The sequence below is a fragment of the Brucella sp. IR073 genome (assembly GCF_049065735.1).
GTDB lineage: Bacteria > Pseudomonadota > Alphaproteobacteria > Rhizobiales > Rhizobiaceae > Paramesorhizobium.
Map to the genome: position 1 here is coordinate 307,483 of NZ_JBAKHD010000002.1, position 25,028 is coordinate 332,510.

A 25,028-nucleotide genomic window follows, 5' to 3' on the forward strand; every position below is an offset into this window, starting at 1 on the left:
ACGCCTGATCGAGGAGATACCGACATGACCTATGCTCCCCCCGTCGCATGGCCGAAACTGAAGCGTGATCTCGTCGCCATCCTGCGCGGGATCAAGCCGGAGGAGGCGTTCGCCATTGGGCACGCCCTCGCCGAAGCGGGCTTCGAAGCCATCGAAGTGCCGCTCAATTCGCCGGAGCCGTTCCGCTCCATCGAGACGATGGCGAAGGCGCTGCCGGATGTGCTTGTCGGCGCGGGCACGGTGCTCGATCCTGCCGATGTCGCACGGCTTCACGATGCGGGCGGGCGGCTGATGGTGAGTCCGAATGTCGAGCCGGAGGTGATCCGCGCGGCTTCCGCCAAGAGCATGGTGACGATGCCGGGCGTGTTCACGCCGACCGAAGCGCTCGCGGCCTGCAAGGCGGGCGCGTCGGGGCTCAAATTTTTCCCGGCCAGCGTGCTGGGACCCGACGGCATCAAGGCGATCAGCACCGTTCTACCGAAGGGCGTCGTCATCGGCGCGGTTGGCGGCGTCACCGAAGGCGAGTTCGCGGCCTATGCGGAGGTGGGCATTCGTACCTTCGGCCTCGGCTCCAGCCTTTACAAGCCGGGCATGACCGTTTCGGACGTGAAGGAGCGGGCGTGGATGGCGGTTTCCGGCTATGATTCGGTCTTTTACGGAAAGAGCTACGCATGAGCGCGACCGTCTTTTGCGATATCGTCTGCGAGCTTGGCGAGGGGCCGGGCTACGATCCGCTGACCAACACGGTCTGGTGGCTCAACATTCTGGCGGGCCGGCTCATGGAAAAAAGCTGGCCGGATGGCGAGACGAAGGTTCATGACCTCGGCATGAAGGCGAGCGCGCTTGCCGTCATCGATTCGGAGCGGCAGCTCGTCTGGACCGAGAACGGCCTCTATATTCGCGAGCGCAAAAGCGGCGCGATGACGCTGCACAAGCCCATCGAGGCCGACAATCCCGCCACCCGCTCGAACGATGCGCGCGTTCACCCCTCCGGCGCTTTCTGGCTGGGGACGATGGGGAAAAAAGCCGAGGAAGGCGCGGGCTCGATCTGGTGGTACCGCGAAGGCGAGGTGCGCCAGCTCTTCACGGGCATCACCATCACCAATTCGATTTCCTTTTCGCCCGACGGTCGCGTTGCCTATTTCGCCGATACGCGGAAAAACATCATCTGGCGCGTCGATACCGATCCGGAAACCGGGCTGCCGGTGGGCGAAAAAAGCGTGTTCCATCATCGGACGGAGGATGGCGGCATCGACGGCTCGGTGGTGGATGCAGATGGCGTGCTCTGGAATGCCTGCTGGGGCGCGGGCGCGGTGCATGCCTATTCGCCCGAGGGCAAGCTTATTCGCACCGTCGCTGTGCCTGCCCGCCAGCCCTCCTGCCCGGCCTTTGTCGGACCGGATGCGGACCGGATGCTGGTCACTACCGCGTGGGAAGGCATGAGCGAAGCCGACCGCGCTGGAGACGGCAATGCGGGGCGCCCCCTGCTGCTGGATTTGGCGGTGAAGGGTGTGTTCGATCCGGTGGTGAGGCTTTAATTCACTGGACACCCTCCTTCCCCCTTGCGGGGAAGGTGTCTGCGGAGCAGACGGATGGGGGTGGTTACGTTTACACCAAGTTCTCCAGCAAACGCGCAAACGTCACCACCCCCATCCGCCCGCTAACGCGGGCACCTTCCCCGCAAGGGGGAAGGAGGGCGCCAAGCTCTAAGCCCCCGCCATCTCCGCCAAAATCGCCTGTGCGGCGGCTTTTCTGTCCGGTGCGGCGATAATCGGGCGGGCGACGACGAGATGGCTGGCCCCGGCCCGCAGCGCTTCCTTCGGGGTCATGACGCGCTTCTGGTCGCCTTTCTCCGCGCCGGCGGGGCGGATGCCGGGCGTTACCAGCGCCATGTCCGGTCCAATCACACGGCGCACGGCGGCGGCCTCAAGCGCGGCGCAGACGATGCCGCCCATGCCTGCCTCGCGGGCCTGCTCCGCCCGTCTCAAGACCAGCGCTTCGGGGTCTGCCACATAGCCCGCCTCGGCCAGGTCCGCGCCATCCATGGAGGTCAGCACCGTGACGCCCAGCAGGCAAAGATCGCTTCCCTTCGCCGCTTCCACCGCCGCGCGCATCGCCTTGGGATAGGCATGGAGCGTCAGCATCGACACGCCCATCCTGGCGATATTCTCGACGCCCTTGGCGACGGTGTTGTCGATGTCGAGCAGCTTCATGTCGAGGAACACTTTTTTGCCCGAGCGGATCAGTTCGCCCGCCAGACCGAGCCCGCCGACGAAGGCAAGCTGATAGCCGATCTTGTAGAACGACACCGTGTCGCCCAAGGTCTCGATCACGGCTTCGGCTTCCTTCACCGTCGGCACATCGAGGCCGACGATCAGCCGGTCGCGCACGCTATTCTCATCCATGAAAATCACCGCTGAATGTTTCCACCGCGCTCCAATCGCACAACAGCGCGCGGTCCGAAAGGCGGAAGGCGAAGATATTTCCACCGCCGGGCGGCTGGTCGTGATCGCGCGCAATCGCCTTGCCGCCGAGATGGCACTTCAAAAGCGTGCCAACGCCGCCATGGCCGACGAACAACACCGGGCCGTCGCTCGCGTGGCGGTCCAGCGCGGCATTGAACGCCTTGACGATGCGGGCCTGGGCCTCCACTGCCCGCTCCCATCCCTCGAAGCTCAATTCTGGCTCGGCAAAGAAACGGTCCGCCGCCTTCTCGAACTCGGGCGGGGGAAGGAAGCCGGTCGAAGAGCGGTCGTTCTCGCCCATCATGGCGTCGATCTCGATCGGGCAGCCGGAATTTCGGGCGAGTATCTGGGCCGTTTCGATGGCCTTTTTCTCGTCGCTGGAGAATATCCGCGCAAGCCTACCCACCCAAGGTCTTTCATATATTGCCTCGATCTGCGCCTTTCCCAATTCGGACAGGCCCCATTGCGGAACGGGAATCGCGGGATCGATCACAATCTGCGGATGGGTGAGGTAGTAGCCGACCGTCATCGCGGGTAAGACGCCAGTTGCGCGTGCTCGATCAGCGCGCGGCAGACTTTCGCCATCATCTTGGCAGTGCGCTCATCCTTCAGGGAACCGTCCTCGTCGAAGGCCTGCGAGGCATGAGCGACGGAACATTGTTCGGTCAGTATCTGAACGCCGACATTCATCAACACGGCGCGCAAATGATAGAGGCCGCGCATGCCGCCATACTGGCCGTCCGAGGAAGAGCAAAGCCCAACGACCTTGCCTGCATAGGGCTTTAGCACGCGCTCGCCATCGCGGGAAATGCGGCTGACCCAGTCGATGGTGTTCTTGAGGAGCGGCGGGATGGAGGCGTTATACTCGGGCGAGCAGATCATGAGCCCGTCATGGGCTGCGAAGAGGCGTCCGAGCCGCATGGCATTTTCAGGAATGCCACTCTCCTTCTGCAAATCCTCGTCCATGATCGGCAGGGGATAATCGGCAAGCGAGATGCGCGTGACTTCCGCGCCTTCGCGCGCAAGCTCCCTGGCGGCGGCATCCGCCGTGCGTCCGCTATAGGCGCCGGAGCGGATCGAACCGGCGAAAACGAGGATTTTGGGAGCCATTTTCTTTGCGAGCCTGGTTATGCATGGCCGCGCTTATAGACCCACAGCCGCGCCGGGGGAACATTGCGTATGACGAAATCATAGGCGCTGACGCTATAATTGCCGCGTCCTGCGGGGATGGCCGGAAGCGGGCCATAGGTGATCTGGATGACCGGACGGCCTTCGGGAATGCGCCGGAGGAGATCTTCCAGCAGCGCCACACGCTGCGGAACCGGGAAGTTCAGCAATGGCACGGCGCAGACCACGCTGTCGAAGGCCAGATCCTTATGCTCCCCAAGCGTGGTGTCGAGATCGAAGGCGTCACCTTGAATGATGTTCACCTCGGGGAAATCCTGGCGCAGGCGGCGGGCGAAATCCTCCGAATATTCGACGCAATAAAGGTCCTTTGGCTTCACGCCGCGCTGAAGAATCGCCTTGGTGATGACGCCGGTGCCGGGACCAAGCTCCAGCACGGGCAAGCCGGAATGGGGATTGACGACGCTCGCCATGCGGCGCGCGGTGACGGAACTCGTCGGCAGGATGGCTCCAACTGCCTTGGGGCCATCGATCCATCCCTTGAAGAACCGGATTTCCTCGTCGAACTTCTCGGCCAGCTTCTTGCCCAATGGTCCTGCCATGGCGTTCCTCTCCCATGTCGTTGCGGAGACGATTTATGACGCATCGCGGAGCAAAAGCAAAGCCTCGCAAGAACGAGTATAGCTATTCAACCTACCCCTCGAAGAACTCCTTCATCCGGGCAAAGAAGCCGCTCGATTGCGGGCTGTTTTCCTTCGAGGAAATCTTTTCGAACTCCTCCAGAAGTTCGCGCTGCCGCCGGGTCAGGTTCTGCGGCGTCTCGATATCGATCTGGATATAGAGATCGCCCATGGCCGGCTGGCGCAGGACCGGCATGCCCTTGCCCTTCAAGCGGAACTGCTTGCCGTTCTGCGTGCCCTCGGGAATCTTCACGCGCGTCTGGGTGCCGTCGAGCGTGGAAACCTCGAACTGGCCGCCAAGCGCCGCCGTGGTCATCGAGATCGGCACTTTACAATAGAGATCGGCCCCGTCGCGCTGGAAGAACTCATGCGGCTTGACGGAAAGGAAGATGTAGAGATCGCCCGCCGGTCCGCCGCGCAGGCCCGCCTCGCCCTCGCCGGAAAGGCGGATGCGAGTGCCGTCTTCGATGCCTGCGGGGATGTTGACCGAAAGCGAACGCTCCTGCGTGACGCGGCCCTGGCCGGCGCACTTCCCGCATGGGTCCTTGATGGTCTGGCCGCGCCCGTTACACGATGGGCAGGTGCGCTCGATGGAGAAAAATCCTTGCGCCGCCCGAACACGTCCGGCGCCGCCGCACATGGTGCAAGTGGCTGGCTGGGAGCCGGGCCGCGCGCCGCTGCCCGAGCAATCCTCGCAAACGATGGAGGTCGGCACCCGGATTTGCGCCGTCTTGCCCGAATAGGCCTCTTCCAGCGTGATTTCCATATTATAGCGAAGATCCGCGCCGCGCTCGCGGCCCGAGCCGCCCCGGCGCTGGCGACCGCCGCCCATCATCTCGCCGAAAATATCCTCGAAGATATCGGCAAAGCCGCCGGCCGCGCCAAAGCCATGGGCGCCGAAACCGCCATTGCCGTGCTCGAAGGCCGCGTGGCCGAAACGGTCATAGGCCGCGCGCTTCTGCGGGTCCTTCAGCGTCTCGTAAGCCTCGCCGATCTCCTTGAACTTGCGTTCCGCCTCGTGATCTCCCGGGTTCTTGTCCGGATGATACTGCATGGCGAGCTTACGGAATGCGCTCTTCAGGGTCTTTTCGTCAACGCCTCTCTGGACGCCGAGTGTCTCGTAATAGTCAGCTTTCATAAACCAGCCATCCCAACAGCAATATTCATGCGGATACGAGTTCCACGTTTTTCGTTCCGGTTAAAATGACGGATGCCAGGCATGCCGCCTGACCGCAATGCTCCAGCCCGCTATTTAGGCGCTCTCTTGCCCGAACGCCATAGCCAAACGGAAATTCTGCTGGGGTGTTGTCTGCGGAGGCTCCGGCAGGGACGAGCGCTCGGCTAAAACAATAATAAAATTATGGAAAGATTCAAATATATCCTCATGGTGCAACACGCAGCGTAATTTACTTAAATTTACTTTCAAGATTTTCATTAGAATAATTGAAACATTTGCTTTAGCTGAGCTTATGACTGCGTTTCAAATGTATAGTATTTTACACTTCTTGCGATTATTTACTTAACCAGACCTCATTAAATACAATAACTTAGGCCAGATTTTATTTTTACATCAAGGAAATACATGGCAGCTTCCCGGCGCATCGACGCGAAATGGTTCCGTCGCAAGCTGAGGATATGCATAATGAAAACTTTCCTTGTTACTGTTGCCGCCCTCGCGCTGAGCGCCAGCGTCGCCTTTGCCGAGAACCCGAACTTCGGCGATCCCGGTGACGGACCGGATTATCCGGGACAGCAGGTCGACATGAATGTCGGCATAAACAGCGATGCCGAGCCCGCCACCGATTATACGGCGACGAGCGATATCGGTCTTCGCACCGCTCCTTCCGCCGTCAGGGCGCCGGTCTATGTTCAATCTCCGGCGAACAATCCGGCCGCCAACCGGTTCGGCGACGCCTCGCCGCAGAACGGCCAGTGATCGCCGATTGCAGCTGAAGGGCGGCAAATCCTCCTGCCGCCCTTATTTTGCGTTTCGTTCCCGCTTGCCAAGCGCACTCATATGTGAAAATACTATTCACATAAGAAGAATAAGAACTGCGGGAGGAGACGCGCATTTCATGACCCCTGATACCGGACTGCCGCTCGCCGGGCTGCTTGTCGTCGACATGAGCCAGTTTCTCTCCGGTCCCTATTGTTCGCTCCGGCTTCTGGATCTGGGCGCGCGGGTCATCAAGATCGAGCGGCCCGATGGCGGGGATCTCTCGCGCCGGCTCTATTTGAGCGATACGGAAATCGGCGGGGATTCCACCATTTTCCACGCCATCAACCGGGCCAAGGAAAGCCTGGCGATCGACCTCAAGAACCCTGACGACATGGCGGCACTGCGCAAGCTCCTGCAGCAGGCGGACGTGCTCATCCAGAATTTCCGGCCCGGCGTAATCGAGCGCCTCGGGCTCGATTACGAGGCGGTGAGCCAGCTCAACCCCCGGCTCGTCTATGCCTCGATCAGCGGCTATGGCGAGGAAGGCCCGTGGGTGAAGCGTCCGGGGCAGGATTTGCTGGCGCAGTCGCGCTCCGGCGTGATGTGGCTCAATGGCGACGAAACCCAAGGCCCGGTGCCCTTCGGCCTCGCCATTGCCGACATGCTGGCGGGGGCGGCGGCGGCGCAGGGGATACTCGCGGCGCTCGTCCGGCGCGGCATTTCGGGCAAGGGCGCGCATGTCGAAACAAGCCTCCTCGAAGCGCTCATCGATTTCCAGTTCGAGGTGCTGACGACCCATCTCAATGACGGGCGGCGCCTGCCGAAGCGCTCCGGATTCCGGAGCGCGCATGCCTATCTCGCCGCGCCCTATGGCGTTTATCCGGCTGCCGACGGCTATCTCGCCATCGCGATGACGCCGATCCCGAAGCTCGCCGACCTCCTCGAAATGGAGGAACTTGCGCCCTATCGCGACGATCCCAAGAGCTGGTTTACCGCGCGCGATGAGATCAAGCGGCTAATCGCGGCGCGAATCGCGACGAAGACGATCGACGAATGGCTCGCCATTCTGGAGCCCGCCGATATCTGGTGCGCCAAGGTGCTCGACTGGAACGAGCTTCTGGAAAGCGACGGCTTCAAGGTGCTGGACATGCTGCAGCAGGTGGAGCGGGAGGACAACCTCTCCATCCTCACCACCCGCTCGCCGCTGCGGATCGACGGCGTGCGGCCCAATTTCACGCGCGCGGCGCCGAAGATCGGCGAGCAGAGCGCGGCCATAAGGGAGGAGTTCGGGCTATGAGCGCTGTTACCCTCAAGGCCATGACCTGGAGCCATCCGCGCGGCTATGATCCCATGATCGCGTGTTCCCGCCTGTGGCTGGAGAAGACGGGCGTCCAAATCGAATGGGACAAGCGCTCGCTGCAGGATTTCGAGAGCTTTCCGGTGGAGGAGCTGGCAAGGGCCTATGACCTTATCGTCATCGACCATCCGCATGTCGGCCAGATCACGGACGAGAAATGCCTGGCGCCGCTCGATACAACCGGGCGCGAGGAGGAGCTGGCGGCGCTGTCAAAGGGGAGCGTGGGTCAGTCCTTCCCAAGCTACCATTGGCAGGGCCGCCAGTGGGCCTTTCCCATCGACGCAGCGACGCAGGTCCAGGCCTGGCGGCCGGATCGCCTCACTGCCGCGCCTGTCCGGTGGACCGAGGTGCTGGACCTTGCGCGCCAGGGTCAAGTGCTGCTGCCGCTGCGCCCGCCGCATTCGCTGATGAGCTTCTTCACGCTGAGCGGCAATCTCGGAACACCGTGCGCCAATGACGGACCGGGCGATCTCATCGGCCTCGACGCTGGGAGCACGGTCTTCGAAATGCTGCGCGAGATCGCGGCGCTTATCGATCCCGCCTGTTTCGGCATTGACCCCATCGCCGTGCTGGAAGAAATGGCGAAGCCGGATGCGCGCTTCGTCTGCGCGCCGCTGATCTATGGCTATGTCAATTACGCCATTCCGGGCTTTCGCCCCGCCACTATCCGCTTCGCCGACATTCCCGCCGCCGGTAGTAACGGGCCGGTGGGTTCCGCGCTCGGAGGAACCGGCATCGCCGTTTCGGCTTTCTCGAAGCATCAGGATGAGGCCATCGATTTCGCTTATTGGATTGCAAGCGGCGATGTCCAGCGCGGGCCTTATGCGCAGGCGGGCGGACAGCCCGGACATGCAGAGGCGTGGGAAGACAAGGCCGTCAACGCCGCCACGAGCGATTTCTACGCCGCCACCCGCGCCACGCTCGAGGGCGCATGGCTGCGCCCGCGCCATGACGGCTACATGGCTTTTCAGCACGCGGCCTCCGACCGGCTCAATGAAGGGCTCCAGCGGGGGGAAAAACCCCGCGCGGTGATAGCCGATCTCAACCGGCTTTTTGCCGAGAGTTTCAAGGCTTAGAGTTTGGACGGAATCAGCGCCCCGTATTTTTTGCCGTTGTTGTGATGGATAGGGAGAGGAATGGATCCCAGTGACAAGCACTGGGATGACGGATGGGTTGGCTGTTCTCGGATAATCTCCACTGTCCGCATCTCCAACCCTTCCGGATGCCACAAATGGCTGTCCTTGGGCGAACACCTCTCAAGCGCGTCATCCCAGTGCTTGTCACTGGGATCCATTCCTCTACGGTAAATCTTACACCAAGGGCGAAGATCAAGCTTCGTTGAAAAAGAATTCCCTCGCCGCCGAAGCAGGCCGCGGCCCGTTCCGGTGTTCCCTTTTTCTGCTGCTGCCCTAGTTGTGGAAGGTGTTTCCCCGACCGTTCGGGGAGATCATGCTCGAAAGCAGATCAGGCAAGAGGGGAAATAGACGGACTGCCGACAATCTCTCCGGGTTTCTTAACCGCATGATCAGCACCTTCTTGCAATCATGCTCCCGACAACCGGTGTCAGTAGGATAGGGTGAGGGGCACTTCCCTTTTGCCCATACCGATGGTTCCTCTCCAGTCCGCCACGGAACAAAGGGAATACAAACATGTCTTACCGGAATATCTTTCTCAAGGCCGCGCTTGGCATCGCCCTGACCGTGGGGATTGCCACGGGTTCGGCCAGCGCTCAGGTGGTCGTTTCCTCCAAGATTGATACAGAAGGCGGGGTGCTGGGCAACATCATCCTCGCCATGCTCAAAGCCAACGATATTCCCGTCACCGACCGGCTCCAGCTCGGGCCGACGCCGGTGGTCCGCAAGGCGATCATCGCGGGTGAGATCGACCTTTATCCCGAATATACGGGCAATGCCGCCTTCTTCTTCGAAAAGGCGGGCGATCCGCTCTGGCAAGATGCCGCAAAAGCCTATGCGGAAGCGAAGAAGCTCGATTACAACGCCAACAAGATCGTCTGGCTGACGCCCTCCCCCGCGAACAACACCTGGGGCGTGGCGCTGCGCAAGGATGTGGCCGAGCTGAACAAGATCGTTACTTTCAGCGATTTCGGCAAATATGTTGCCGGTGGCGGCAATGTTGTGCTCGCTGCCTCATCGGAATTCGTCAATTCGGAGGGCGCGCTCCCCGCTTTCCAGACGGCCTATGGCTTTACGCTGAAGCCGGACCAGCTCATCACCCTCTCGGGCGGCGACACCGCGGCCACCATCGCCGCCGCCGCCAACCAGACCAATGGCGCAAATGCGGCCATGGTCTACGGCACCGATGGCGGCATAGCGGCCTCGGGGCTCGTCGTTCTCCAGGACGACAAGCATGTGCAGCCGGTCTACCAGCCAACGCCTGTTATCCGCGAGGCGGTGCTGAAGAAATATCCGCAAATCGAGACATTGCTGAAGCCGGTGTTCGAGAAGCTCGACCTCGTCACGCTGCAGGATTTGAACGGCCGCGTGCAGGTGGGCGGCGAGCCAGCAAAGGCCGTGGCGGCGGACTTTTTGGAGAAGAACGGGTTTGTGAAGTGACGGATATGTTGGCGGACAGCACCCCCCTCTGCCCTGCCGGGCATCTCCCCCTCAAGGGGGGAGATTGGCTGGCGCGGGCGATAGCGCTTATTCTGCACCGTCTGCGATTGGCATAAACATAGATGACGGCGTGATCTCCCCCCTTGTGGGGGAGATGTCCGGCAGGACAGAGGGGGGTGCCTCGCGGTGCCGTCAAAAACGAAGGGGCAATTCATGGACCGCTTCCGCATCGACAAGCTTGGCGTCGTCATTGCCTTCATTGTGATCGGCGGCGCGCTGCTGCCCTTCGCAACCTTCCGGGCCAATCGGATCGTTGCCGGAGAAGGCCGCACGATCTTCGAGTCGCTTCCGACATGGGCGGCGACCCTGCTCGCTCTCGTTCTTTCCACTGCAACGATCATCGCGCTCTTCCGTCTTCCCCTCGCCTGGCGGCTTTCAGCCGGCATCCTTGCGCTCGTGGCACTGCTGCTCGGCATCGGTCTTGCCCCAAGCCATCTGGCATCGCCGGACAACACTTACGCCCGCATTTCCCCGGCATCCGGCTTCTGGACCTTAAGTTTCGGCTTCGCGCTGCTTATTGCCGACAGTCTGACCCGGCTTCGCTTGTCTCCCATCGCCCGCATCGGCGCGCTGGCGGTTGCGGCGTTGGCGCTCGCCGCCGTCTTGCTCTCGGGAAGCTGGAACGGGCTGTCGATCCTCAAGGAATATGCCAACCGTTCCGACAGTTTCTGGGCTGAGGCGGCGACCCATCTGGAACTGGCGCTCGGCTCGCTCCTCGCCGCGGTGGCGGTGGGCTTGCCGCTCGGCATTCTCTGCCACCGCGTCCCCGTGCTGCGGGACGGCGTGCTCAATGTCCTCAACATCATCCAGACGATTCCGTCGATCGCGCTGTTCGGACTGCTGATCGCGCCGCTCGGCTGGCTCGCGGTCCATGTGCCGGGGGCAGCCGATCTCGGCATTCGCGGCATCGGCGCACCGCCCGCGGCGCTGGCGCTTTTCCTCTATTCGCTCTTGCCCGTGGTCGCGAACACGGTGGCGGGGCTTGCGGGTGTGTCGCCCGCCGTCACCGATGCCGCGCGGGGCGTCGGCATGACGCCGATGCAGCGGCTGGCGAAAATAGAGTTTCCACTGGCCTTTCCGGTCATCCTGACAGGAATTAGAATCGTGCTGGTGCAGAATATCGGCCTTGCCACCATCGCCGCGCTTATCGGCGGCGGCGGGTTCGGCGTCTTCGTCTTTCAGGGCATCGGGCAGACGGCGATGGATCTGGTGCTGCTCGGCGCTGTGCCCACCGTGGCGCTGGCCTTCGCTGCTGCCGTCATCCTCGACGCCATCACGGAAATGAGCCGATTCAACGGAAACGGACGGTCAGCCACATGATCGAGATCGAAAACATCACCAAGCGCTATGATGACATCGATGTGGTGAAGGACGTCTCCTTCACCGTCGAGCCGCATACCATCGCCGTGATCGTCGGCACCTCCGGCTCCGGCAAGACGACGCTGCTGCGCATGATCAACCGGCTGGTGGAACCGACATCGGGATCGATCCGGCTCGACGGACGAGACAATCGCGATGTGCCGGGCTATGAATTGCGCCGCCATATCGGCTACGCCATCCAGGGGCATGGGCTTTTTCCCCATCGCACGGTGGCGCAGAACATCGCCACGGTTCCGGTTCTGCTCGGCTGGGACAAGGCCCGCATCAGAGGGCGCGTGGAGGAATTGCTTTCGCTCTTCCAGCTCGATCCTGACATTTTCGGTCCGCGCTACCCGCACGAGCTTTCCGGCGGGCAGCAGCAGCGCGTCGGCGTCGCCCGGGCGCTGGCGGCAGAGCCGAACGTGCTATTGATGGATGAACCTTTCGGCGCGCTCGATCCCGTCATCCGCGCCACGGCGCAGGAGGAACTGCTCGCCATACAGCGGCGGTTCGGCACCACGATCATTCTTGTCACCCACGACATGGAGGAGGCCATTCATCTCGGCGACAAGATCGCTGTCATGGATGAAGGCCGCCTCATCCAATATGCGTCCCCGGCGGAAATTCTGAGCCATCCCGCCTCACCTTTCGTCGAAACGCTGGTCGGCGCGGGCGACAGGCCTTTCCGGCTGCTTTCGCTGGAAGAGGTGCGGAAGGCGGTGGAACCGGGCACGGCCAAGGGTGCGGCACTGCCCGCTTCGGCAACGCAGCGTGACGCACTCGCCGAACTGCTCTGGTCCGGTCGCGAGGCGCTTCCGGTCACCGCCAATGGCAAGCGCATCGGGCGCGTCACCGTCGAGGGGCTGATCAAGCGCGCGGCGAGGCCGGAATGAGGCTCTCCGTGCCGCTTATTCTGCGGCTTGTCACGCTCACGCTTCTGGTGACTTTTCTCGTGCGTCCGCACTGGTTCGAGCCGCTACTCCAGCCGCTGACCGAACACGGCGCACCAGCAATTTATAATCAGGGCAGCCTGCTGACGCTGACGCTCCAGCATCTGGGCCTCGTCTTCAGCGCCACGCTGGCGGCAGCCATCGTGGCACTGGCGCTCGCCATACTGGTCACAAGGCCCGCGGGCGCGGAGTTTCTGCCTTTGTCCCGCAGCCTCGTTAATGCCGGCCAGACTTTTCCGCCCGTCGCCGTGCTGGCGCTGGCGGTGCCCGCCATCGGCTTCGGCGCGAAACCGACGCTGATCGCGCTTTTCCTCTACGGGCTTCTGCCGATTTTCGAGAATGCGCTGACAGGCCTCACCAATCTGCCGCATGCCGTGGTGGAAGCCGCCAAGGGCATGGGCATGAACGAGCGCCAGCGGCTGGTGAAAGTGGAGCTGCCGCTGGCCCTGCCGGTCATCCTCGCCGGCATCCGGCTTTCCGCCGTCATCAGCCTTTCCACCACCACCATCGGCTCGACCGTGGCGGCGAAGACGCTGGGCGAAGTCATCATCGCCGGGCTCATCTCCAACAACCTCGCTTTCATCCTGCAGGGCGGGCTGATTGTGGGGGTGCTGGCTGTGCTCATCCACGACGTGCTGCTGGCGGTGGAGCGGATGCTGGCGAGGCGGATGGGGCAGAGGGCGAAGTAGCCGCCGCCTGCCCTCCCCCTTGCGGGGAGGGTGGCCCGAAGGGCCGGGTGGGGGTGGTGACGTCGCGCCATTGTTTCCAGCAAAAGTGCACCCTCCACCACCCCCATCCGCCAGCTAACGCGGGGTCCGTCACTGGAAAAGCCAAATCGTTGGCTTTTCCTCGGCCTTCGGCCGAACGTTCCTCAATCCCCGCAAGGGAGAAGGAGGGCGCCAAAGTTACTTATTCACCAGCGCCAACATCGCTTCGCTGTATCGCTCGCCGGCCACCCTGTCAGGCGGGAGGACATCGCCGATTCGGGTAAGTTCCGCCTTGTCGAGGACGATATCGGCCGCCGCGACATTCTCTTCCAGATGCTTGATCTTGCGCGCGCCGGGGATCGGCACGATGAAATCGCCCTGATGCAGCACCCAGGCGAGCGCGAGCTGCGCCGTCGTCACATTCTTCTCCCGGGCGATTTCCGTGAGTGTATCGACGAGGGCGACATTGGCGGCGAGATTCTCCGCCTGGAAGCGCGGCTGGGTCTTGCGCCAATCATCCGGGCCGAGCTCGTCCGCCTTACGGATCGTGCCGGTGAGGAGGCCGCGTCCGAGCGGGCTATAGGGCACGAAGCCGATGCCGAGATCGCGGCAGGTGGCGAGGATTTCTTCCTCCACATCACGGCTCTGCAGGGAATATTCGCTCTGCACCGCCGCAATCGGATGCACCGCATGGGCGCGGCGGATGGTGGCGGCGCTGGCTTCCGAGAGACCAAGGGCGCGCACCTTGCCTTCGCGCACCAGTTCGGCCATCGCGCCGACGGTTTCCTCGATCGGCACGTTCGGATCGACGCGGTGCTGATAGAAGAGGTCGATGACATCGACGCCGAGCCGCTTCAGCGAGGCTTCGGCAACGGCCTTCACATTCTCCGGGCGGCTGTCCACTCCCGAAATGGCCGCGCCGCCGGTCTGGCCCGGATTGATCTTGAAGCCGAATTTCGTGGCGATGGTGACGCGGTCGCGCACGTCTTTCAAGGCCTTGCCGACGAGCTTTTCGTTCTCGAAGGGACCGTAGACTTCCGCCGTGTCGAAGAAGGTGACGCCGAGTTCCACTGCGCGGTGCAGTGTGCGGATGGCGTCCTGCTCTTCCTGTCCGCCATAGGCATAGCTCATGCCCATGCAGCCGAGGCCGACGGCCGATACGGTGAGTTCATTGCCGAGTTTGCGTGTTTTCATTCTGAATGCTCCTTTGGCTTCCGGTCTGAAAATAGGCGAGAATGGATCGTTCGATAATTGCGCTTTGATTTTACGGGCTATTCTATAATTTAGAACAATGAACCGGAATCAGCTGTCGCAACTTGCCGTTCTCGCTTCCGTCGCCGCCCATGGCAGCTTTCGCGCCGCGGCGCGGGAATTGCAGATCGCCCCGTCAGCGGTCAGCCATGCGGTAGCCGCGCTGGAGGAAAGCCTCGGCGTGGCGCTGCTTGCCCGCACCACCCGCAGCGTCGCGCCGACGGAAGCGGGCAAGCGGCTTCTCGAACGGCTGTCCCCGGCACTCGGTGAAATCGAACTGGCGCTCAGCGCCGCGCTGGATACGAGGGATACCGTGTCCGGCACGCTGCGGCTGAGCATTCCCCGGCTCGCCTATCTCACGCTGGTGCCGCGCCTCGGCGCGTTTTGCGAGACCTATCCGGACGTGGTGCTCGACATATGCGTCGAGGACCATTTCGTCGACATCGTCGCCGAAGGATTCGATGCGGGGTTGCGGCTCAATGAAAGCCTGGAGCGGGATATGATCGCGGTGCGATTCGGTCCTGAGCTTTGCGGCGTCGTCGTTTCCGCGCCTTCCTATTTCGAGCGCCATGGCATTCCGAAGCATCCGGCGGACCTTGCCCAGCATCGCTGCATCCGCCACCGCTTTGCCTCCGGCCGCGTCTATCGCTGGGAACTGGAGAAGGGCGAGGAAAGTTTCGAGGTGGCAGTGGATGGGCCGCTGATCGTCAATGACGACCGGCTCGCGCTGGAAGCCGCACTGCAAGGGGCGGGCCTTGCCTTTCTTCTGGATGTCCAGGTGACCGAGGCGCTGGCCGATGGCCGGCTCATGCGGGTGCTGGAAGACTGGTGCCAGCCCTTTCCCGGCCTTTATCTCTATTACCCCAGCCGCCGCCGCATGCGCCCGGCCCTGCGCGCCTTCATCGATTTCTACCGGTCGTGATGCCTTTCCTTTTGCCCTGCCGGTGGATAGTTTCCGCGCCAAACGAACAAGAGAGGAGAGACCATGTTCCGCTGGGGTGTTCTTTCAACGGCGAAAATCGGTGTGACCCAGGTGATCCCGGCGCTTTGTACGGCTGATAATGGCGTGGTGACGGCCATCGCCAGCCGCGATCAGGCGAAGGCCCGCGCGGTGGCCGACCGCTTCGGCGCGACGCATGCCTTCGGCTCCTATGAGGAGATGCTCGCTTCCGACACGATCGACGGCGTCTATATTCCGCTGCCTACCGCGCAGCATGTGGAGTGGACGATCAAAGCCGCCGAAGCGGGCAAGCATGTGCTTTGCGAAAAGCCGATTGCGTTGAAGGCAGAGGAGATCGAATCGCTGATCCGCGCGCGCGATGCGCATGGGGTGCTGATTTCCGAAGCCTTCATGGTCTATCACCATCCGCAGTGGGTGAAGGTGCGTGAGCTGATTTCCTCCGGCGCCATTGGCCGGCTTCGCCATGTCGAGGGCGCGTTCACCTATTTCAACAAGGACCCCGGCAATATGCGCAACCGGGTGGAGCTCGGCGGCGGGGCGCTGCCCGATATCGGCGTCTATCCGACCGTCGCGACGCGCATGAGCACGGGACAAGAGCCCAAGCGCGTGCGGGCATTCGTCGAGCGTGACCCGGATTTCGGCACCGACCGCTACGCCAATGTGACGGCCGAATTCGACGGTTTCGACCTCACATTCTATGTTTCCACGCAGATGGCGCAGCGCCAGTCGATGGTTTTTCACGGCGACAAGGGCTTCATCGAGGTGCACGCCCCGTTCAATTCCGGGAAATACGGCCATGCCCGGGTGACGCTTCACGATGCCGGTCACGGCCAGTTGACCGAGTGGAATTTCCAGGACGCCAACCACTACCAACTCCAGGCGCAGAACTTCGCGAGGGCTGCCGCGGGCGAGGATGCACCGGTGTTCACGCTGGAAAATTCGCTTGAAAACCAAAAATTTATCGATGCGATCTATCGTGCGGGGGAAAGCGGCGGCTGGGAAGCCGTCTAACCTCGAACGGAAGAAAAGGTTTTTCCCTCGGTCGCAACTTCCTGACTTGCAGGGAAAAACCGCCCTTCTTATATACGCCGCGTGCGGCGAGCTGGTGTCCGGGAGACGGCCCACAAAGCCGTTTAAACCCCGTAGGGGCTGCTGAATGGAATGCTCGGCAGAGGTCCCGGCAGCCTGCTGAATGGAGAAACGAATATGGCAAAAGTAATTGGTATCGATCTGGGAACGACCAACTCCTGCGTCGCCGTCATGGACGGCAAGAACGCGAAGGTCATTGAGAATGCCGAGGGCGCGCGCACCACGCCTTCAATCGTTGCGTTTACGGATAGTGACGAACGCCTTGTGGGCCAGCCGGCCAAGCGCCAGGCGGTCACCAACCCCGAGGGGACGCTGTTCGCCGTCAAGCGCCTGATCGGCCGCCGCTATGACGACCCGATGGTCAAGAAGGACAAGGACCTTGTGCCTTACAAGATCGTCAAGGGTGACAATGGCGATGCCTGGGTCGAGGTGCATGGCAAGAAATATTCGCCTTCGCAGATCTCCGCGATGATCCTGCAGAAGATGAAGGAAACCGCCGAAGCCTATCTCGGCGAAAAGGTCGAGCAGGCCGTCATCACGGTTCCCGCCTATTTCAACGACGCCCAGCGCCAGGCTACCAAGGACGCGGGCAAGATCGCCGGCCTCGAAGTGCTGCGCATCATCAACGAGCCGACTGCTGCCGCCCTCGCCTACGGGCTTGACAAGAAGGACGGCAAGACCATCGCTGTTTACGACCTTGGCGGCGGCACCTTCGACGTCTCGGTTCTTGAAATCGGCGACGGTGTGTTCGAGGTGAAGTCGACCAATGGCGACACCTTCCTCGGCGGTGAAGACTTCGACATGCGTCTGGTCAATTACCTCGCCGAAGAGTTCAAGAAGGAACAGGGCATCGACCTCAAGAACGACAAGCTGGCCCTGCAGCGCCTGAAGGAAGCTGCGGAAAAGGCGAAGATCGAGCTTTCCTCCGCCCAGCAGACCGAAATCAACCTGCCCTTCATCACCGCCGACGCCACCGGGCCGAAGCACCTGACGATGAAGCTGACCCGCGCCAAGTTCGAGAGCCTGGTCGACGATCTTATCCAGCGCACCATCGAGCCGTGCAAGGCCGCGCTCAAGGATGCGGGCCTCAAGGCGGGCGAGATCGACGAAGTCATCCTCGTCGGCGGCATGACCCGCATGCCCAAGGTGCAGGAAGTGGTGAAGCAGTTCTTCGGCAAGGAGCCCCATAAAGGCGTCAACCCGGACGAAGTGGTCGCCATCGGCGCCGCAATCCAGGCGGGCGTGCTGCAGGGCGACGTCAAGGACGTGCTGCTTCTCGACGTGACCCCGCTGTCGCTCGGCATCGAGACGCTGGGCGGCGTGTTCACCCGCCTTATCGACCGCAACACGACGATCCCGACCAAGAAGTCGCAGACCTTCTCCACGGCCGAGGACAACCAGTCCGCCGTGACGATCCGCGTCTTCCAGGGCGAACGCGAGATGGCGGCCGACAACAAGCTGCTCGGCCAGTTCGACCTCGTCGGCATTCCGCCGGCACCGCGCGGCGTGCCGCAGATCGAAGTGACCTTCGACATCGACGCCAACGGCATCGTCAACGTTTCGGCCAAGGACAAGGGCACCGGCAAGGAGCACCAGATCCGCATCCAGGCCTCCGGCGGTCTTTCCGACGAAGACATCGAGAAGATGGTCAAGGACGCCGAGGCGAATGCCGAAGCCGACAAGAAGCGCCGCGAGACGGTCGAAGCCAAGAACCAGGGCGAGGCCCTCGTGCACTCCACCGAGAAGTCGCTCAAGGATTATGGCGACAAGGTTTCGGCTGACGACAAGAAGTCGATCGAAGACGCCATCGCTTCGCTGAAGACGGCGCTGGAAGGCGACGACGCCGAGGACATCAAGGCGAAGACGCAGACCCTCGCCGAAGTTTCGATGAAGCTCGGCCAGGCCATGTACGAAGCCGCACAGGCTGCCGAAACCGGCGGTGACGCGACGGCAGCCTCCGACAAGGCCGATGGCGATGTGGTCGATGCCGATTACGAGGAAATCGACGACGACAAGAAGAAATCGGCGTAAGAAGCACGATTTCTGAAAAAAGTACGATTTTGAGATTAGAAGCCCGGCCTCGTGCCGGGCTTTTTGATGGAATCATCAAAAGCGGTTCTGAACCGTCATTGGAATTGGAAATGTCGAGGCATGGATTCCTGTGACAAGCACAGGAATGACGGAAATGGGGATGTCTGCTCTCCAATGAAAGCCTTGTGCGTGCTGTAAGGTTGAAGATTATCAGCGGCATCAAAGCAATCCGTCATTCCTGTGCTTGTCACAGGAATCCATGCCTCAACGCCGTTCCCTGCTGCCAGGTTGACAACAGTGCACATTGCTTCCATCCAAAGTAAAATACTTGTCTTTTAACTCTAAGGATACGCTATGGCGAGACCACCGATCCATCCGGGAGAGATTTTGGGAGACGAATTGGCAGAGCTCGGGGTGAGCGCCAATCAACTCGCGCAGCAGATCAGGGTTCCATCAAATCGCATCAGCGAAATTCTACGCGGACGACGCTCGATTACGGGCGATACGGCGCTGAGGCTTGGCCATTGGTTTCAGACAAGCGCTGAGTTTTGGCTGAACCTCCAGACGGCCTATGATTTGCGGATTGCCGAACAGCAGGCCGGCGATGAGATCGAATCTCTTCCGGTGCGACCGGCGGGGACGACCGAGCAGCAACCGACTGAGCGGCATTAACGAAGCGCGATGTATTTCCGGCTGTTCGAGTTATGGCGCCTGATCGCGGCACTGCTGATCATGCTCTATCATTTTTCCTTCAACGGGCCGCCGGACGCACTATGGCTGACCGAATGGCTGGAGCGCCTGCGTCCGCTGCTCGACATGTTCTTCATCATCTCCGGCTTCCTGATCGTCGCGCATTATGGCGAGCGGGTCACGGACGGGCGCAGCTACGCCATCTATCTGGTGAAGCGTCTCGCCCGGCTTTATCCGCTTCATCTCATTACCTTCTCCTTCTTTCTCCTTATCGGCATCGGCTATCATTCTGGTTTCCTGCGGCCCTTCGGGGGTGCGGAACGCTATGATATGACGCAAATCATCCCCAACCTGCTGCTGATGCAGGCATGGGGCGTCTCGCCCAGCCTCACCTTCAACTTCGTTTCCTGGTCGCTGTCGGCGGAATGGTTCTCCTATCTCCTGCTGCCACTCATCCTTTTCGCCAACAGGACCGGCGGGGTGAAGGGGCTCCTCATGCTGCTTGCCCTCTGGGTCGCACTTTTGGAAACGCTGACCGCGCTCAGGATCATGCCGAACGCGCATTGGCAGGAGGCCGACACCTGGGGTGCGTGGCGAGCCTTCGCGGACTTCATCATCGGGGCTTTGATCTGCGTGCTCGCCTCGCGCAGCCGGCTTAAACTGACCTCCCGCTGGCCGGCATGGACAGTCATGCTCACGGCCTGCATCCTGATGCAGTTGCAGGTGGACGCCTATTACAGCATCGCGGTGATGAGCCTTGCGGTGTTCCTGGCGGCGGTGGCCGAACGCAACGACCAGACAACTCCGGTTTATCCTGCCTTCCTTCGTCCCTTCGCCGCGGTTTCCTTCGGCATCTATCTCTGGCATCCGGTGGTGGAGGCCGTCATGTTCGGCTTCGTATGGAAGCGGCTGATCGCGCCGCTCGGGATCATGGATTTCTTCGTTTTCATGCCCCTACCGATGATCGCCACGATGATCGTGGCGGTTCTCTCCTATCGCTGGTTCGAGAAGCCGCTGGGAGACTGGATCTTGAGCCGCCTCGGCCTTGGACGGCGGGCACCAGCGAACGCCGCCCCCCTCATTTGAAGCGATACGGGACGGAACATCCGTCAGCGATGCCGGTTAAATGGAAAGAGCGATGGAGATGTTCATGACGCCCGAGACCTTCCTGTTCGATCCGAGCGATGAAATACCCAACAACCCGCGCTTGTCGGTGCTTTATTATCGCGGCGGCGTGAAGCCTGACGGTGACGCAGCCAGCCATATCGAGCAGCTTTTCATCCGCAATGGCTGGACCGGAACCTGGCGCAATGGCGTCTTTTCCTACCACCACTACCATACCGAAGGGCATGAGGTGCTCGGTGTAGCGTCCGGATGGGCGCTTCTATTGATCGGCGGCCCCGGTGGAAAAGAAATAAAGGTCGAGGCGGGCGATGTCCTTATCCTGCCCGCCGGCACGGGCCATTGCCGTCTCGATGCCGGGGACGATTTTCTCATCATCGGCGCCTATCCGCCGGGGCAGCGCGCCGATATCAGGCGTGACCGCCCCACTGAGGAGGATCTGGCAAGGATCGCCCAGCTCCTCTTGCCATCATCCGATCCGCTCGAAGGAGAGGACGGCCCGCTGGTCGCTATCTGGTGGCGGGCCGCTGCAACTCAAACATAACGGTTGACGATATTCTCCAGATATTCCTGCCGTCCGGAACGCGGTTTCGGCTCGATGCCTTCCGCCTCGACACGGGCGGCAATGTCATCCAGCGAGTGCTCGCCCGCAAGCATGGCCTTTGCCTCCGGGCTTTCCCAGCCGGCATAGCGCTCCGTCACGAATCCGGTGAGCACCCCATCTTCCAGCATCTTCGCCGCCGCCTTCAGCCCGCGCGCGCAAGTGTCCATGCCGCCGATATGGGCGATGAGCAGATCCTGCGGGTCGAGCGACTGGCGGCGCAGCTTGGAGTCGAAATTGGTGCCGCCCGTGGCGAAGCCGCCCGCCTTCAGGATTTCATAATAAGCAAGCGCCACTTCCGGCACATTGTTGGGGAACTGGTCGGTATCCCAGCCCGACTGGTAGTCGTTGCGGTTCATGTCGATGGAGCCGAAGATGCCGAGCGCCGTGGCGGTCGCCAGTTCGTGCTCGAAGGAGTGACCGGCAAGGATGGCGTGGCCCTGCTCGATATTGAGCTTCACCTCGTTTTCAAGGCCGAAGCGCTTCAGGAAGCCATAGACGGTCGCCACGTCGTAATCATATTGGTGCTTGGTCGGCTCCTGCGGCTTCGGCTCGATCAGGATCGTGCCCTTGAAGCCGATCTTGTGCTTGTAATCGACGACGAGGCTCAAAAACCGGCCCATCTGGTCGAGCTCGTGCTTCATGTCGGTGTTAAGAAGCGTCTCATAGCCTTCGCGACCGCCCCAGAGCACATAATTCTCGCCGCCCAGCCGCTTGGTGACGTCGATGCAGGTCTTCACCGTCGCCGCGGCATAGGCGAAGACATCCGGGTCCGGATTGGTGGCCGCACCCGCCATATAGCGACGATTGGAGAAGAGATTGGCCGTGCCCCAGAGGAGTTTCGTGCCGGTCTTCTCCATCTTGCCGGCGAAGTAATCGGCGATTTCGTGGAGGCGGCGGTTGCTTTCGGCAAGCGTCTCGCCCTCGGGGCGCACGTCGGCATCGTGGAAACAGAAGAAAGGCGCTCCCAGAAGCGAGAACATCTCGAAGGCCACATCGGCCTTCTGCTTCGCCGCATCCATCGTATCGGCGAACCATGGGCGCTGGAAGGTCTGCCCGCCGAACGGGTCGCCGCCCGGCCAGACGAAGGAATGCCAGTAGGCGACCGCAAAGCGCAGGTGATCCTCCAGCCGCTTGCCGAGCACGATCTCGTCGGGATTATAGAAGCGGTAGGCGAGCGGGTTGGTGCTATCGGGTCCTTCATACTTGATCTTTGCGATATCGCCGAAAAATCCAGTCATGTTACTCCTCCTGTCGTTGTTGGATTGTGTTTCACGCCGCGCTGGTTTCGGCGGTGCGCTGGGTCTCGCCGGCGGAAAAAACCTCCGCGTCGAGATGCAGAAGCGAGGTCATGGCGCAGCCGTGCAAGATCAACGGATGCTCGTGCGGATAGCAGCGGATCGCCGGCTGGTGCCTGCCGTCCCAGCCTCCGGCGCCGGAAAGCGCGTGGCGTATCTCCGGCTCCATCAGGTCGAAGACCCGGGCGCCCGGGCCGACCAGCGCAATGGGCACCGGATCGATCAGCGAAAACAGATTGTTGAGACCGAAGCCGATGGCGTGCCCCGCCATGTGGAATGCCTCGCGCTCCACGCCCGGCATTTCCCGCGCGCGCTCGGCAAGCCGGGTAAAGACGGCGGGGTCGATGCTCGCCGCCGGCGGGCCGGTATCGGGCATGCCGACCGCGTTGCGCCAGATGGCATAGTCGCCGGCATAGGCCTCGATGCAGCCTCGCCTGCCGCAGCGGCAGAGCGCGCCGCGCGCCATATAGGCCATATGGCCGAATTCCGCCGCCGAGGAATGGGAGCCGGAAAAAGGCTGCCCCTTCAGATAAAGCCCCATACCGATGCCGTAGGAAAGCAATATGGCGGCGAAATCCGCGCCATATTGTCCCGGCTCCTTCCAGCGCAGCGCTTCGGCCAGCATGGCGCAATCATTCGCCATCACGACGGGCACGCCGAAGGCGCGCGATAAAGCCGGGCCGAAGCCGATATCCCGTTCCTCGATGATCGGCGCCCAGAGCAAATTCTCACCGGCGGCGTCGGTGACCCCCTGCACCGCCATGGCGATATGCATGAGCCTGCCGCCCTCCCTCCCTGTGGAAAGCAGATGGCGACGCAGCATCGCGCCGATTTCCGATAAGAGGGCCTCGCCGCTTGCCGTGCGGGTGGGGACGGAGGCTGTTTCTTCCACGATGATCCCGCCGGCATAATCGACCAGCGCCACGGTGATGCGGTTGAGCGACAGATTGACGACGCCGACCTTGGCGATATCGGGATTGGGCATGAGGGTCAGTTGCGGCCGCCCGCGTCCCTTCTGCTTTTGCCGCATTTGTTCGACGCCCGCCGAATCCACTTGGCCAGCGGATGCTCTGGCCTCCCCTTCCCGGCTCTCGGTGAGCACCCCTTCGGCGACCAGCCCCGCGGCGATGGCCGAGACGGTGGATGCGCTAAGGCCGGTCATGGCTGTCAAATCGGTGCGGGAAAGCGCGCCCTTGCGCCTGATCGCGGCGAGAACCAGCCCGCGGTTTTGCCGGCGCACATCGTCCGGGCGCGTGATCGCTCCAGCCAACGCCCTCTCCTCCCTTATGCTTTTGAAAGCACAAACCGAACCGGCAGCCTGCGGCGGGCGCAGACTCTCAGCCAAGATCATGCCCCGTTCGTTGCGCTGCAATATTGATTGCAATGCAACAAATACATGGTCTTCCATGTCCTCCACTTTGGATGTTGACACGGAAAAGAATCTTAGTCACTATTTTTTTCGAGCCTCGAAATAAAGGCTCGGCCTGCCAATGGAGGGGCAGGGGCTGATCGCATATGGGATCAATTGGTGGTGCTTTGGGCGCACCCGGGAGGATTATTATGAAGAAATACGCAGTAGCGCTTGCGAGCGCGGTTTTTGCCGTGTCTTTTGCGGGCCCCGTCCTTGCCAAGGACAAGATCATCGGCGTTTCGTGGTCGAATTTCCAGGAAGAGCGCTGGAAGCGCGACGAGGCGGCGATCAAAGCCGCGCTTGAAGCCAATGGCGACAAATATATTTCCGCCGACGCGCAGTCCTCGGCGTCGAAGCAGCTCACCGATGTGGAGAGCCTCATCTCCCAGGGCGCGAATGCGCTGATTATCCTGGCGCAGGATTCGAGCGCGATCGAGCCGGCGGTGCAGAAGGCCGTGGACGAGGGCATTCCCGTCGTCGGTTATGATCGCCTGATCGAAAACCCGAACGCCTTCTACATCACCTTCGACAACAAGGAAGTGGGCCGGATGCAGGCTCAGGCCGTGTTCAAGGTGAAGCCGGAAGGCAATTATGCCTTCATCAAGGGCAACGCCGCCGACCCCAATGCGGACATCCTGTTCGCCGGGCAGATGGAAGTGCTGAAGCCCGCCATCGATTCCGGCAAGATCAAGAATGTCGGCGAGGCCTATACCGATGGCTGGCTGCCGGCCAATGCCCAGAAGAACATGGAGCAGATACTGACCGCCAACGACAACAAGATCGATGCGGTCGTCGCTTCCAATGACGGCACGGCCGGCGGCGCCATCGCGGCCCTGTCGGCGCAGGGCCTGGCGGGTTCGGTTCCGGTGTCGGGTCAGGACGCCGACCTCGCCGCGCTCAACCGCATCGCGCTCGGCACGCAGACCGTCACGGTGTGGAAGGACAGCCGCGTGCTCGGCAAGGAAGCCGCCGACGTCGCCTCGCAGCTCGCCGACGGCAAGAAGCTGGATCAGGTCAAGGGCGTGGTGAAGTTCAACGGCGGCGCCAAGGGCGTCGAGATGAACTCGATCCTCTTGAAGCCCGTGGCGATCACCAAGGACAATCTGAGCACCATCATCGACGCCGGCTGGGCGACGAAGGATCAGGTCTGCCAGGGTGTGAAAGCGGGCAGCGTCGAGGCTTGCAAGTGAGCATGGGAATGTGGACGCCGCGGTGAAAGCCGCGGCGTTTTTCAAGGAGCCTTCGAAATTGGATGGAGGCGCTCGGTACTTCCCTCTGCCCGTTCGCGCCCTCCCCTCCCCCTTGCGGGGAGGGTGGCCCGTCAGGGTCGGGTGGGGGTGGTGACGTTTGCGCAACGTT

The 25,028-nt window shown here is 61.9% G+C and carries 24 protein-coding genes; 16 read left to right on the top strand and 8 right to left on the bottom strand.

Annotation, left to right across the window (positions count from 1 at the left end):
* Window positions 1–24 precede the first annotated feature (24 nt).
* Window positions 25–675: a 2-dehydro-3-deoxy-6-phosphogalactonate aldolase gene (locus ACOWVG_RS05235; RefSeq protein ID WP_420960445.1), complete on the top strand. Its 651-nt coding sequence runs from the start codon at window positions 25–27 to the stop codon at window positions 673–675.
* A complete protein-coding gene (locus ACOWVG_RS05240) occupies window positions 672–1,538 on the top strand; it encodes an SMP-30/gluconolactonase/LRE family protein (RefSeq protein WP_420960447.1) in 867 nt (288 codons plus the stop codon). The genes ACOWVG_RS05235 and ACOWVG_RS05240 overlap by 4 nt, the downstream gene beginning before the upstream one ends.
* Window positions 1,539–1,706: 168 nt before the next feature.
* Here ACOWVG_RS05240 and pyrF read toward each other — a convergent pair whose 3' ends face one another.
* The 5 genes from pyrF to dnaJ form a co-directional block, all read right to left on the bottom strand.
* A complete protein-coding gene (gene pyrF / locus ACOWVG_RS05245) occupies window positions 1,707–2,405 on the bottom strand; it encodes an orotidine-5'-phosphate decarboxylase (protein ID WP_420960448.1) in 699 nt (232 codons plus the stop codon).
* Window positions 2,398–2,994: a histidine phosphatase family protein gene (locus tag ACOWVG_RS05250; RefSeq protein ID WP_420960449.1), complete on the bottom strand. Its 597-nt coding sequence runs from the start codon at window positions 2,992–2,994 to the stop codon at window positions 2,398–2,400. The genes pyrF and ACOWVG_RS05250 overlap by 8 nt, the downstream gene beginning before the upstream one ends.
* Window positions 2,991–3,575, bottom strand: a complete 585-nt coding sequence (locus ACOWVG_RS05255; protein ID WP_420960450.1) for an NADPH-dependent FMN reductase — start codon at window positions 3,573–3,575, stop codon at window positions 2,991–2,993. The genes ACOWVG_RS05250 and ACOWVG_RS05255 overlap by 4 nt, the downstream gene beginning before the upstream one ends.
* 17 nt (window positions 3,576–3,592) lie before the next feature.
* The gene (gene pmtA / locus ACOWVG_RS05260) at window positions 3,593–4,192 is read right to left on the bottom strand and encodes a phospholipid N-methyltransferase PmtA (RefSeq protein ID WP_420960451.1); all 600 of its coding nucleotides are present in this window, start codon (window positions 4,190–4,192) and stop codon (window positions 3,593–3,595) included.
* Between the two features lie 91 nt (window positions 4,193–4,283).
* Entirely contained in the window at window positions 4,284–5,408 is a 1,125-nt protein-coding gene (gene dnaJ, locus ACOWVG_RS05265; RefSeq protein ID WP_420960452.1) for a molecular chaperone DnaJ, read from the bottom strand.
* Window positions 5,409–5,912: 504 nt separating this feature from the next.
* On the opposite strand from dnaJ, the gene ACOWVG_RS05270 reads away from it, so the two are divergent.
* From ACOWVG_RS05270 to ACOWVG_RS05300, 7 genes are all read left to right on the top strand, one after another.
* Window positions 5,913–6,206 carry a hypothetical protein gene (locus ACOWVG_RS05270; protein ID WP_420960453.1) on the top strand — a complete coding sequence of 98 codons (294 nt, stop codon included), beginning with the start codon at window positions 5,913–5,915 and terminating at the stop codon, window positions 6,204–6,206.
* Window positions 6,207–6,345: 139 nt separating this feature from the next.
* Window positions 6,346–7,506 carry a CaiB/BaiF CoA transferase family protein gene (locus tag ACOWVG_RS05275; protein ID WP_420960454.1) on the top strand — a complete coding sequence of 387 codons (1,161 nt, stop codon included), beginning with the start codon at window positions 6,346–6,348 and terminating at the stop codon, window positions 7,504–7,506.
* Entirely contained in the window at window positions 7,503–8,642 is a 1,140-nt protein-coding gene (locus ACOWVG_RS05280; protein WP_420960455.1) for an extracellular solute-binding protein, read from the top strand. The genes ACOWVG_RS05275 and ACOWVG_RS05280 overlap by 4 nt, the downstream gene beginning before the upstream one ends.
* 573 nt (window positions 8,643–9,215) lie before the next feature.
* Entirely contained in the window at window positions 9,216–10,139 is a 924-nt protein-coding gene (osmF, locus tag ACOWVG_RS05285) for a glycine betaine ABC transporter substrate-binding protein OsmF (protein ID WP_420960456.1), read from the top strand.
* 213 nt (window positions 10,140–10,352) lie between these two features.
* Window positions 10,353–11,519, top strand: coding sequence for an ABC transporter permease (locus ACOWVG_RS05290; RefSeq protein WP_420960457.1), 1,167 nt, complete (start codon window positions 10,353–10,355; stop codon window positions 11,517–11,519).
* Window positions 11,516–12,451, top strand: coding sequence for an ABC transporter ATP-binding protein (locus ACOWVG_RS05295; protein WP_420960458.1), 936 nt, complete (start codon window positions 11,516–11,518; stop codon window positions 12,449–12,451). The genes ACOWVG_RS05290 and ACOWVG_RS05295 overlap by 4 nt, the downstream gene beginning before the upstream one ends.
* Window positions 12,448–13,197 (top strand): ABC transporter permease, encoded by a 750-nt coding sequence (locus ACOWVG_RS05300; protein ID WP_420960459.1) that lies wholly within the window; start codon window positions 12,448–12,450, stop codon window positions 13,195–13,197. The genes ACOWVG_RS05295 and ACOWVG_RS05300 overlap by 4 nt, the downstream gene beginning before the upstream one ends.
* A gap of 216 nt (window positions 13,198–13,413) precedes the next feature.
* On the opposite strand, the gene ACOWVG_RS05305 is transcribed toward ACOWVG_RS05300, so the two are convergent.
* Window positions 13,414–14,409, bottom strand: a complete 996-nt coding sequence (locus ACOWVG_RS05305) for an aldo/keto reductase (protein ID WP_420960460.1) — start codon at window positions 14,407–14,409, stop codon at window positions 13,414–13,416.
* 97 nt (window positions 14,410–14,506) lie between these two features.
* Between ACOWVG_RS05305 and ACOWVG_RS05310 the strand changes: the two genes are divergently transcribed.
* The 6 genes from ACOWVG_RS05310 (at window position 14,507) to ACOWVG_RS05335 (ending at window position 20,903) form a co-directional block, all read left to right on the top strand.
* A complete protein-coding gene (locus tag ACOWVG_RS05310) occupies window positions 14,507–15,388 on the top strand; it encodes a LysR family transcriptional regulator (protein WP_420960461.1) in 882 nt (293 codons plus the stop codon).
* A gap of 63 nt (window positions 15,389–15,451) precedes the next feature.
* Complete coding sequence (locus ACOWVG_RS05315; RefSeq protein WP_420960462.1) at window positions 15,452–16,438, top strand: Gfo/Idh/MocA family protein; 987 nt, start codon at window positions 15,452–15,454, stop codon at window positions 16,436–16,438.
* A gap of 195 nt (window positions 16,439–16,633) precedes the next feature.
* A complete protein-coding gene (gene dnaK / locus ACOWVG_RS05320) occupies window positions 16,634–18,547 on the top strand; it encodes a molecular chaperone DnaK (protein ID WP_420960463.1) in 1,914 nt (637 codons plus the stop codon).
* A gap of 354 nt (window positions 18,548–18,901) precedes the next feature.
* Window positions 18,902–19,219 (top strand): HigA family addiction module antitoxin, encoded by a 318-nt coding sequence (locus ACOWVG_RS05325; protein ID WP_420960464.1) that lies wholly within the window; start codon window positions 18,902–18,904, stop codon window positions 19,217–19,219.
* A gap of 9 nt (window positions 19,220–19,228) precedes the next feature.
* Window positions 19,229–20,323, top strand: a complete 1,095-nt coding sequence (locus ACOWVG_RS05330) for an acyltransferase family protein (RefSeq protein ID WP_420960465.1) — start codon at window positions 19,229–19,231, stop codon at window positions 20,321–20,323.
* Between the two features lie 64 nt (window positions 20,324–20,387).
* Window positions 20,388–20,903: a cupin gene (locus tag ACOWVG_RS05335; RefSeq protein WP_420960466.1), complete on the top strand. Its 516-nt coding sequence runs from the start codon at window positions 20,388–20,390 to the stop codon at window positions 20,901–20,903.
* Here the strand turns inward: ACOWVG_RS05335 and xylA are convergent.
* Both xylA and ACOWVG_RS05345 read right to left on the bottom strand, forming a co-directional pair.
* Entirely contained in the window at window positions 20,894–22,201 is a 1,308-nt protein-coding gene (gene xylA / locus ACOWVG_RS05340; RefSeq protein ID WP_420960467.1) for a xylose isomerase, read from the bottom strand. The two genes, ACOWVG_RS05335 and xylA, sit on opposite strands and share 10 nt — an antisense overlap.
* 31 nt (window positions 22,202–22,232) lie before the next feature.
* Window positions 22,233–23,528 carry an ROK family transcriptional regulator gene (locus tag ACOWVG_RS05345; RefSeq protein ID WP_420960468.1) on the bottom strand — a complete coding sequence of 432 codons (1,296 nt, stop codon included), beginning with the start codon at window positions 23,526–23,528 and terminating at the stop codon, window positions 22,233–22,235.
* A gap of 290 nt (window positions 23,529–23,818) precedes the next feature.
* Between ACOWVG_RS05345 and xylF the strand changes: the two genes are divergently transcribed.
* Window positions 23,819–24,859, top strand: a complete 1,041-nt coding sequence (gene xylF, locus ACOWVG_RS05350) for a D-xylose ABC transporter substrate-binding protein (protein ID WP_420960469.1) — start codon at window positions 23,819–23,821, stop codon at window positions 24,857–24,859.
* Window positions 24,860–25,028: the final 169 nt, after the last annotated feature.

What these genes read in the sequence shown, in the direction of transcription:
- ACOWVG_RS05295 (WP_420960458.1), top strand. Translation starts at nt 11,516, where the DNA reads ATGATCGAGATCGAAAACATCACCAAGCGCTATGATGACATCGATGTG.
- xylA (WP_420960467.1), bottom strand. Translation starts at nt 22,201, where the DNA reads ATGACTGGATTTTTCGGCGATATCGCAAAGATCAAGTATGAAGGACCC.
- ACOWVG_RS05270 (WP_420960453.1), top strand. Translation starts at nt 5,913, where the DNA reads ATGAAAACTTTCCTTGTTACTGTTGCCGCCCTCGCGCTGAGCGCCAGC.
- ACOWVG_RS05305 (WP_420960460.1), bottom strand. Translation starts at nt 14,409, where the DNA reads ATGAAAACACGCAAACTCGGCAATGAACTCACCGTATCGGCCGTCGGC.
- ACOWVG_RS05315 (WP_420960462.1), top strand. Translation starts at nt 15,452, where the DNA reads ATGTTCCGCTGGGGTGTTCTTTCAACGGCGAAAATCGGTGTGACCCAG.
- osmF (WP_420960456.1), top strand. Translation starts at nt 9,216, where the DNA reads ATGTCTTACCGGAATATCTTTCTCAAGGCCGCGCTTGGCATCGCCCTG.
- dnaJ (WP_420960452.1), bottom strand. Translation starts at nt 5,408, where the DNA reads ATGAAAGCTGACTATTACGAGACACTCGGCGTCCAGAGAGGCGTTGAC.
- ACOWVG_RS05255 (WP_420960450.1), bottom strand. Translation starts at nt 3,575, where the DNA reads ATGGCTCCCAAAATCCTCGTTTTCGCCGGTTCGATCCGCTCCGGCGCC.
- ACOWVG_RS05280 (WP_420960455.1), top strand. Translation starts at nt 7,503, where the DNA reads ATGAGCGCTGTTACCCTCAAGGCCATGACCTGGAGCCATCCGCGCGGC.
- ACOWVG_RS05235 (WP_420960445.1), top strand. Translation starts at nt 25, where the DNA reads ATGACCTATGCTCCCCCCGTCGCATGGCCGAAACTGAAGCGTGATCTC.
- ACOWVG_RS05290 (WP_420960457.1), top strand. Translation starts at nt 10,353, where the DNA reads ATGGACCGCTTCCGCATCGACAAGCTTGGCGTCGTCATTGCCTTCATT.
- ACOWVG_RS05330 (WP_420960465.1), top strand. Translation starts at nt 19,229, where the DNA reads ATGTATTTCCGGCTGTTCGAGTTATGGCGCCTGATCGCGGCACTGCTG.
- ACOWVG_RS05325 (WP_420960464.1), top strand. Translation starts at nt 18,902, where the DNA reads ATGGCGAGACCACCGATCCATCCGGGAGAGATTTTGGGAGACGAATTG.
- ACOWVG_RS05240 (WP_420960447.1), top strand. Translation starts at nt 672, where the DNA reads ATGAGCGCGACCGTCTTTTGCGATATCGTCTGCGAGCTTGGCGAGGGG.
- ACOWVG_RS05310 (WP_420960461.1), top strand. Translation starts at nt 14,507, where the DNA reads ATGAACCGGAATCAGCTGTCGCAACTTGCCGTTCTCGCTTCCGTCGCC.
- dnaK (WP_420960463.1), top strand. Translation starts at nt 16,634, where the DNA reads ATGGCAAAAGTAATTGGTATCGATCTGGGAACGACCAACTCCTGCGTC.
- ACOWVG_RS05275 (WP_420960454.1), top strand. Translation starts at nt 6,346, where the DNA reads ATGACCCCTGATACCGGACTGCCGCTCGCCGGGCTGCTTGTCGTCGAC.
- xylF (WP_420960469.1), top strand. Translation starts at nt 23,819, where the DNA reads ATGAAGAAATACGCAGTAGCGCTTGCGAGCGCGGTTTTTGCCGTGTCT.
- ACOWVG_RS05335 (WP_420960466.1), top strand. Translation starts at nt 20,388, where the DNA reads ATGACGCCCGAGACCTTCCTGTTCGATCCGAGCGATGAAATACCCAAC.
- ACOWVG_RS05300 (WP_420960459.1), top strand. Translation starts at nt 12,448, where the DNA reads ATGAGGCTCTCCGTGCCGCTTATTCTGCGGCTTGTCACGCTCACGCTT.
- pyrF (WP_420960448.1), bottom strand. Translation starts at nt 2,405, where the DNA reads ATGGATGAGAATAGCGTGCGCGACCGGCTGATCGTCGGCCTCGATGTG.
- pmtA (WP_420960451.1), bottom strand. Translation starts at nt 4,192, where the DNA reads ATGGCAGGACCATTGGGCAAGAAGCTGGCCGAGAAGTTCGACGAGGAA.
- ACOWVG_RS05250 (WP_420960449.1), bottom strand. Translation starts at nt 2,994, where the DNA reads ATGACGGTCGGCTACTACCTCACCCATCCGCAGATTGTGATCGATCCC.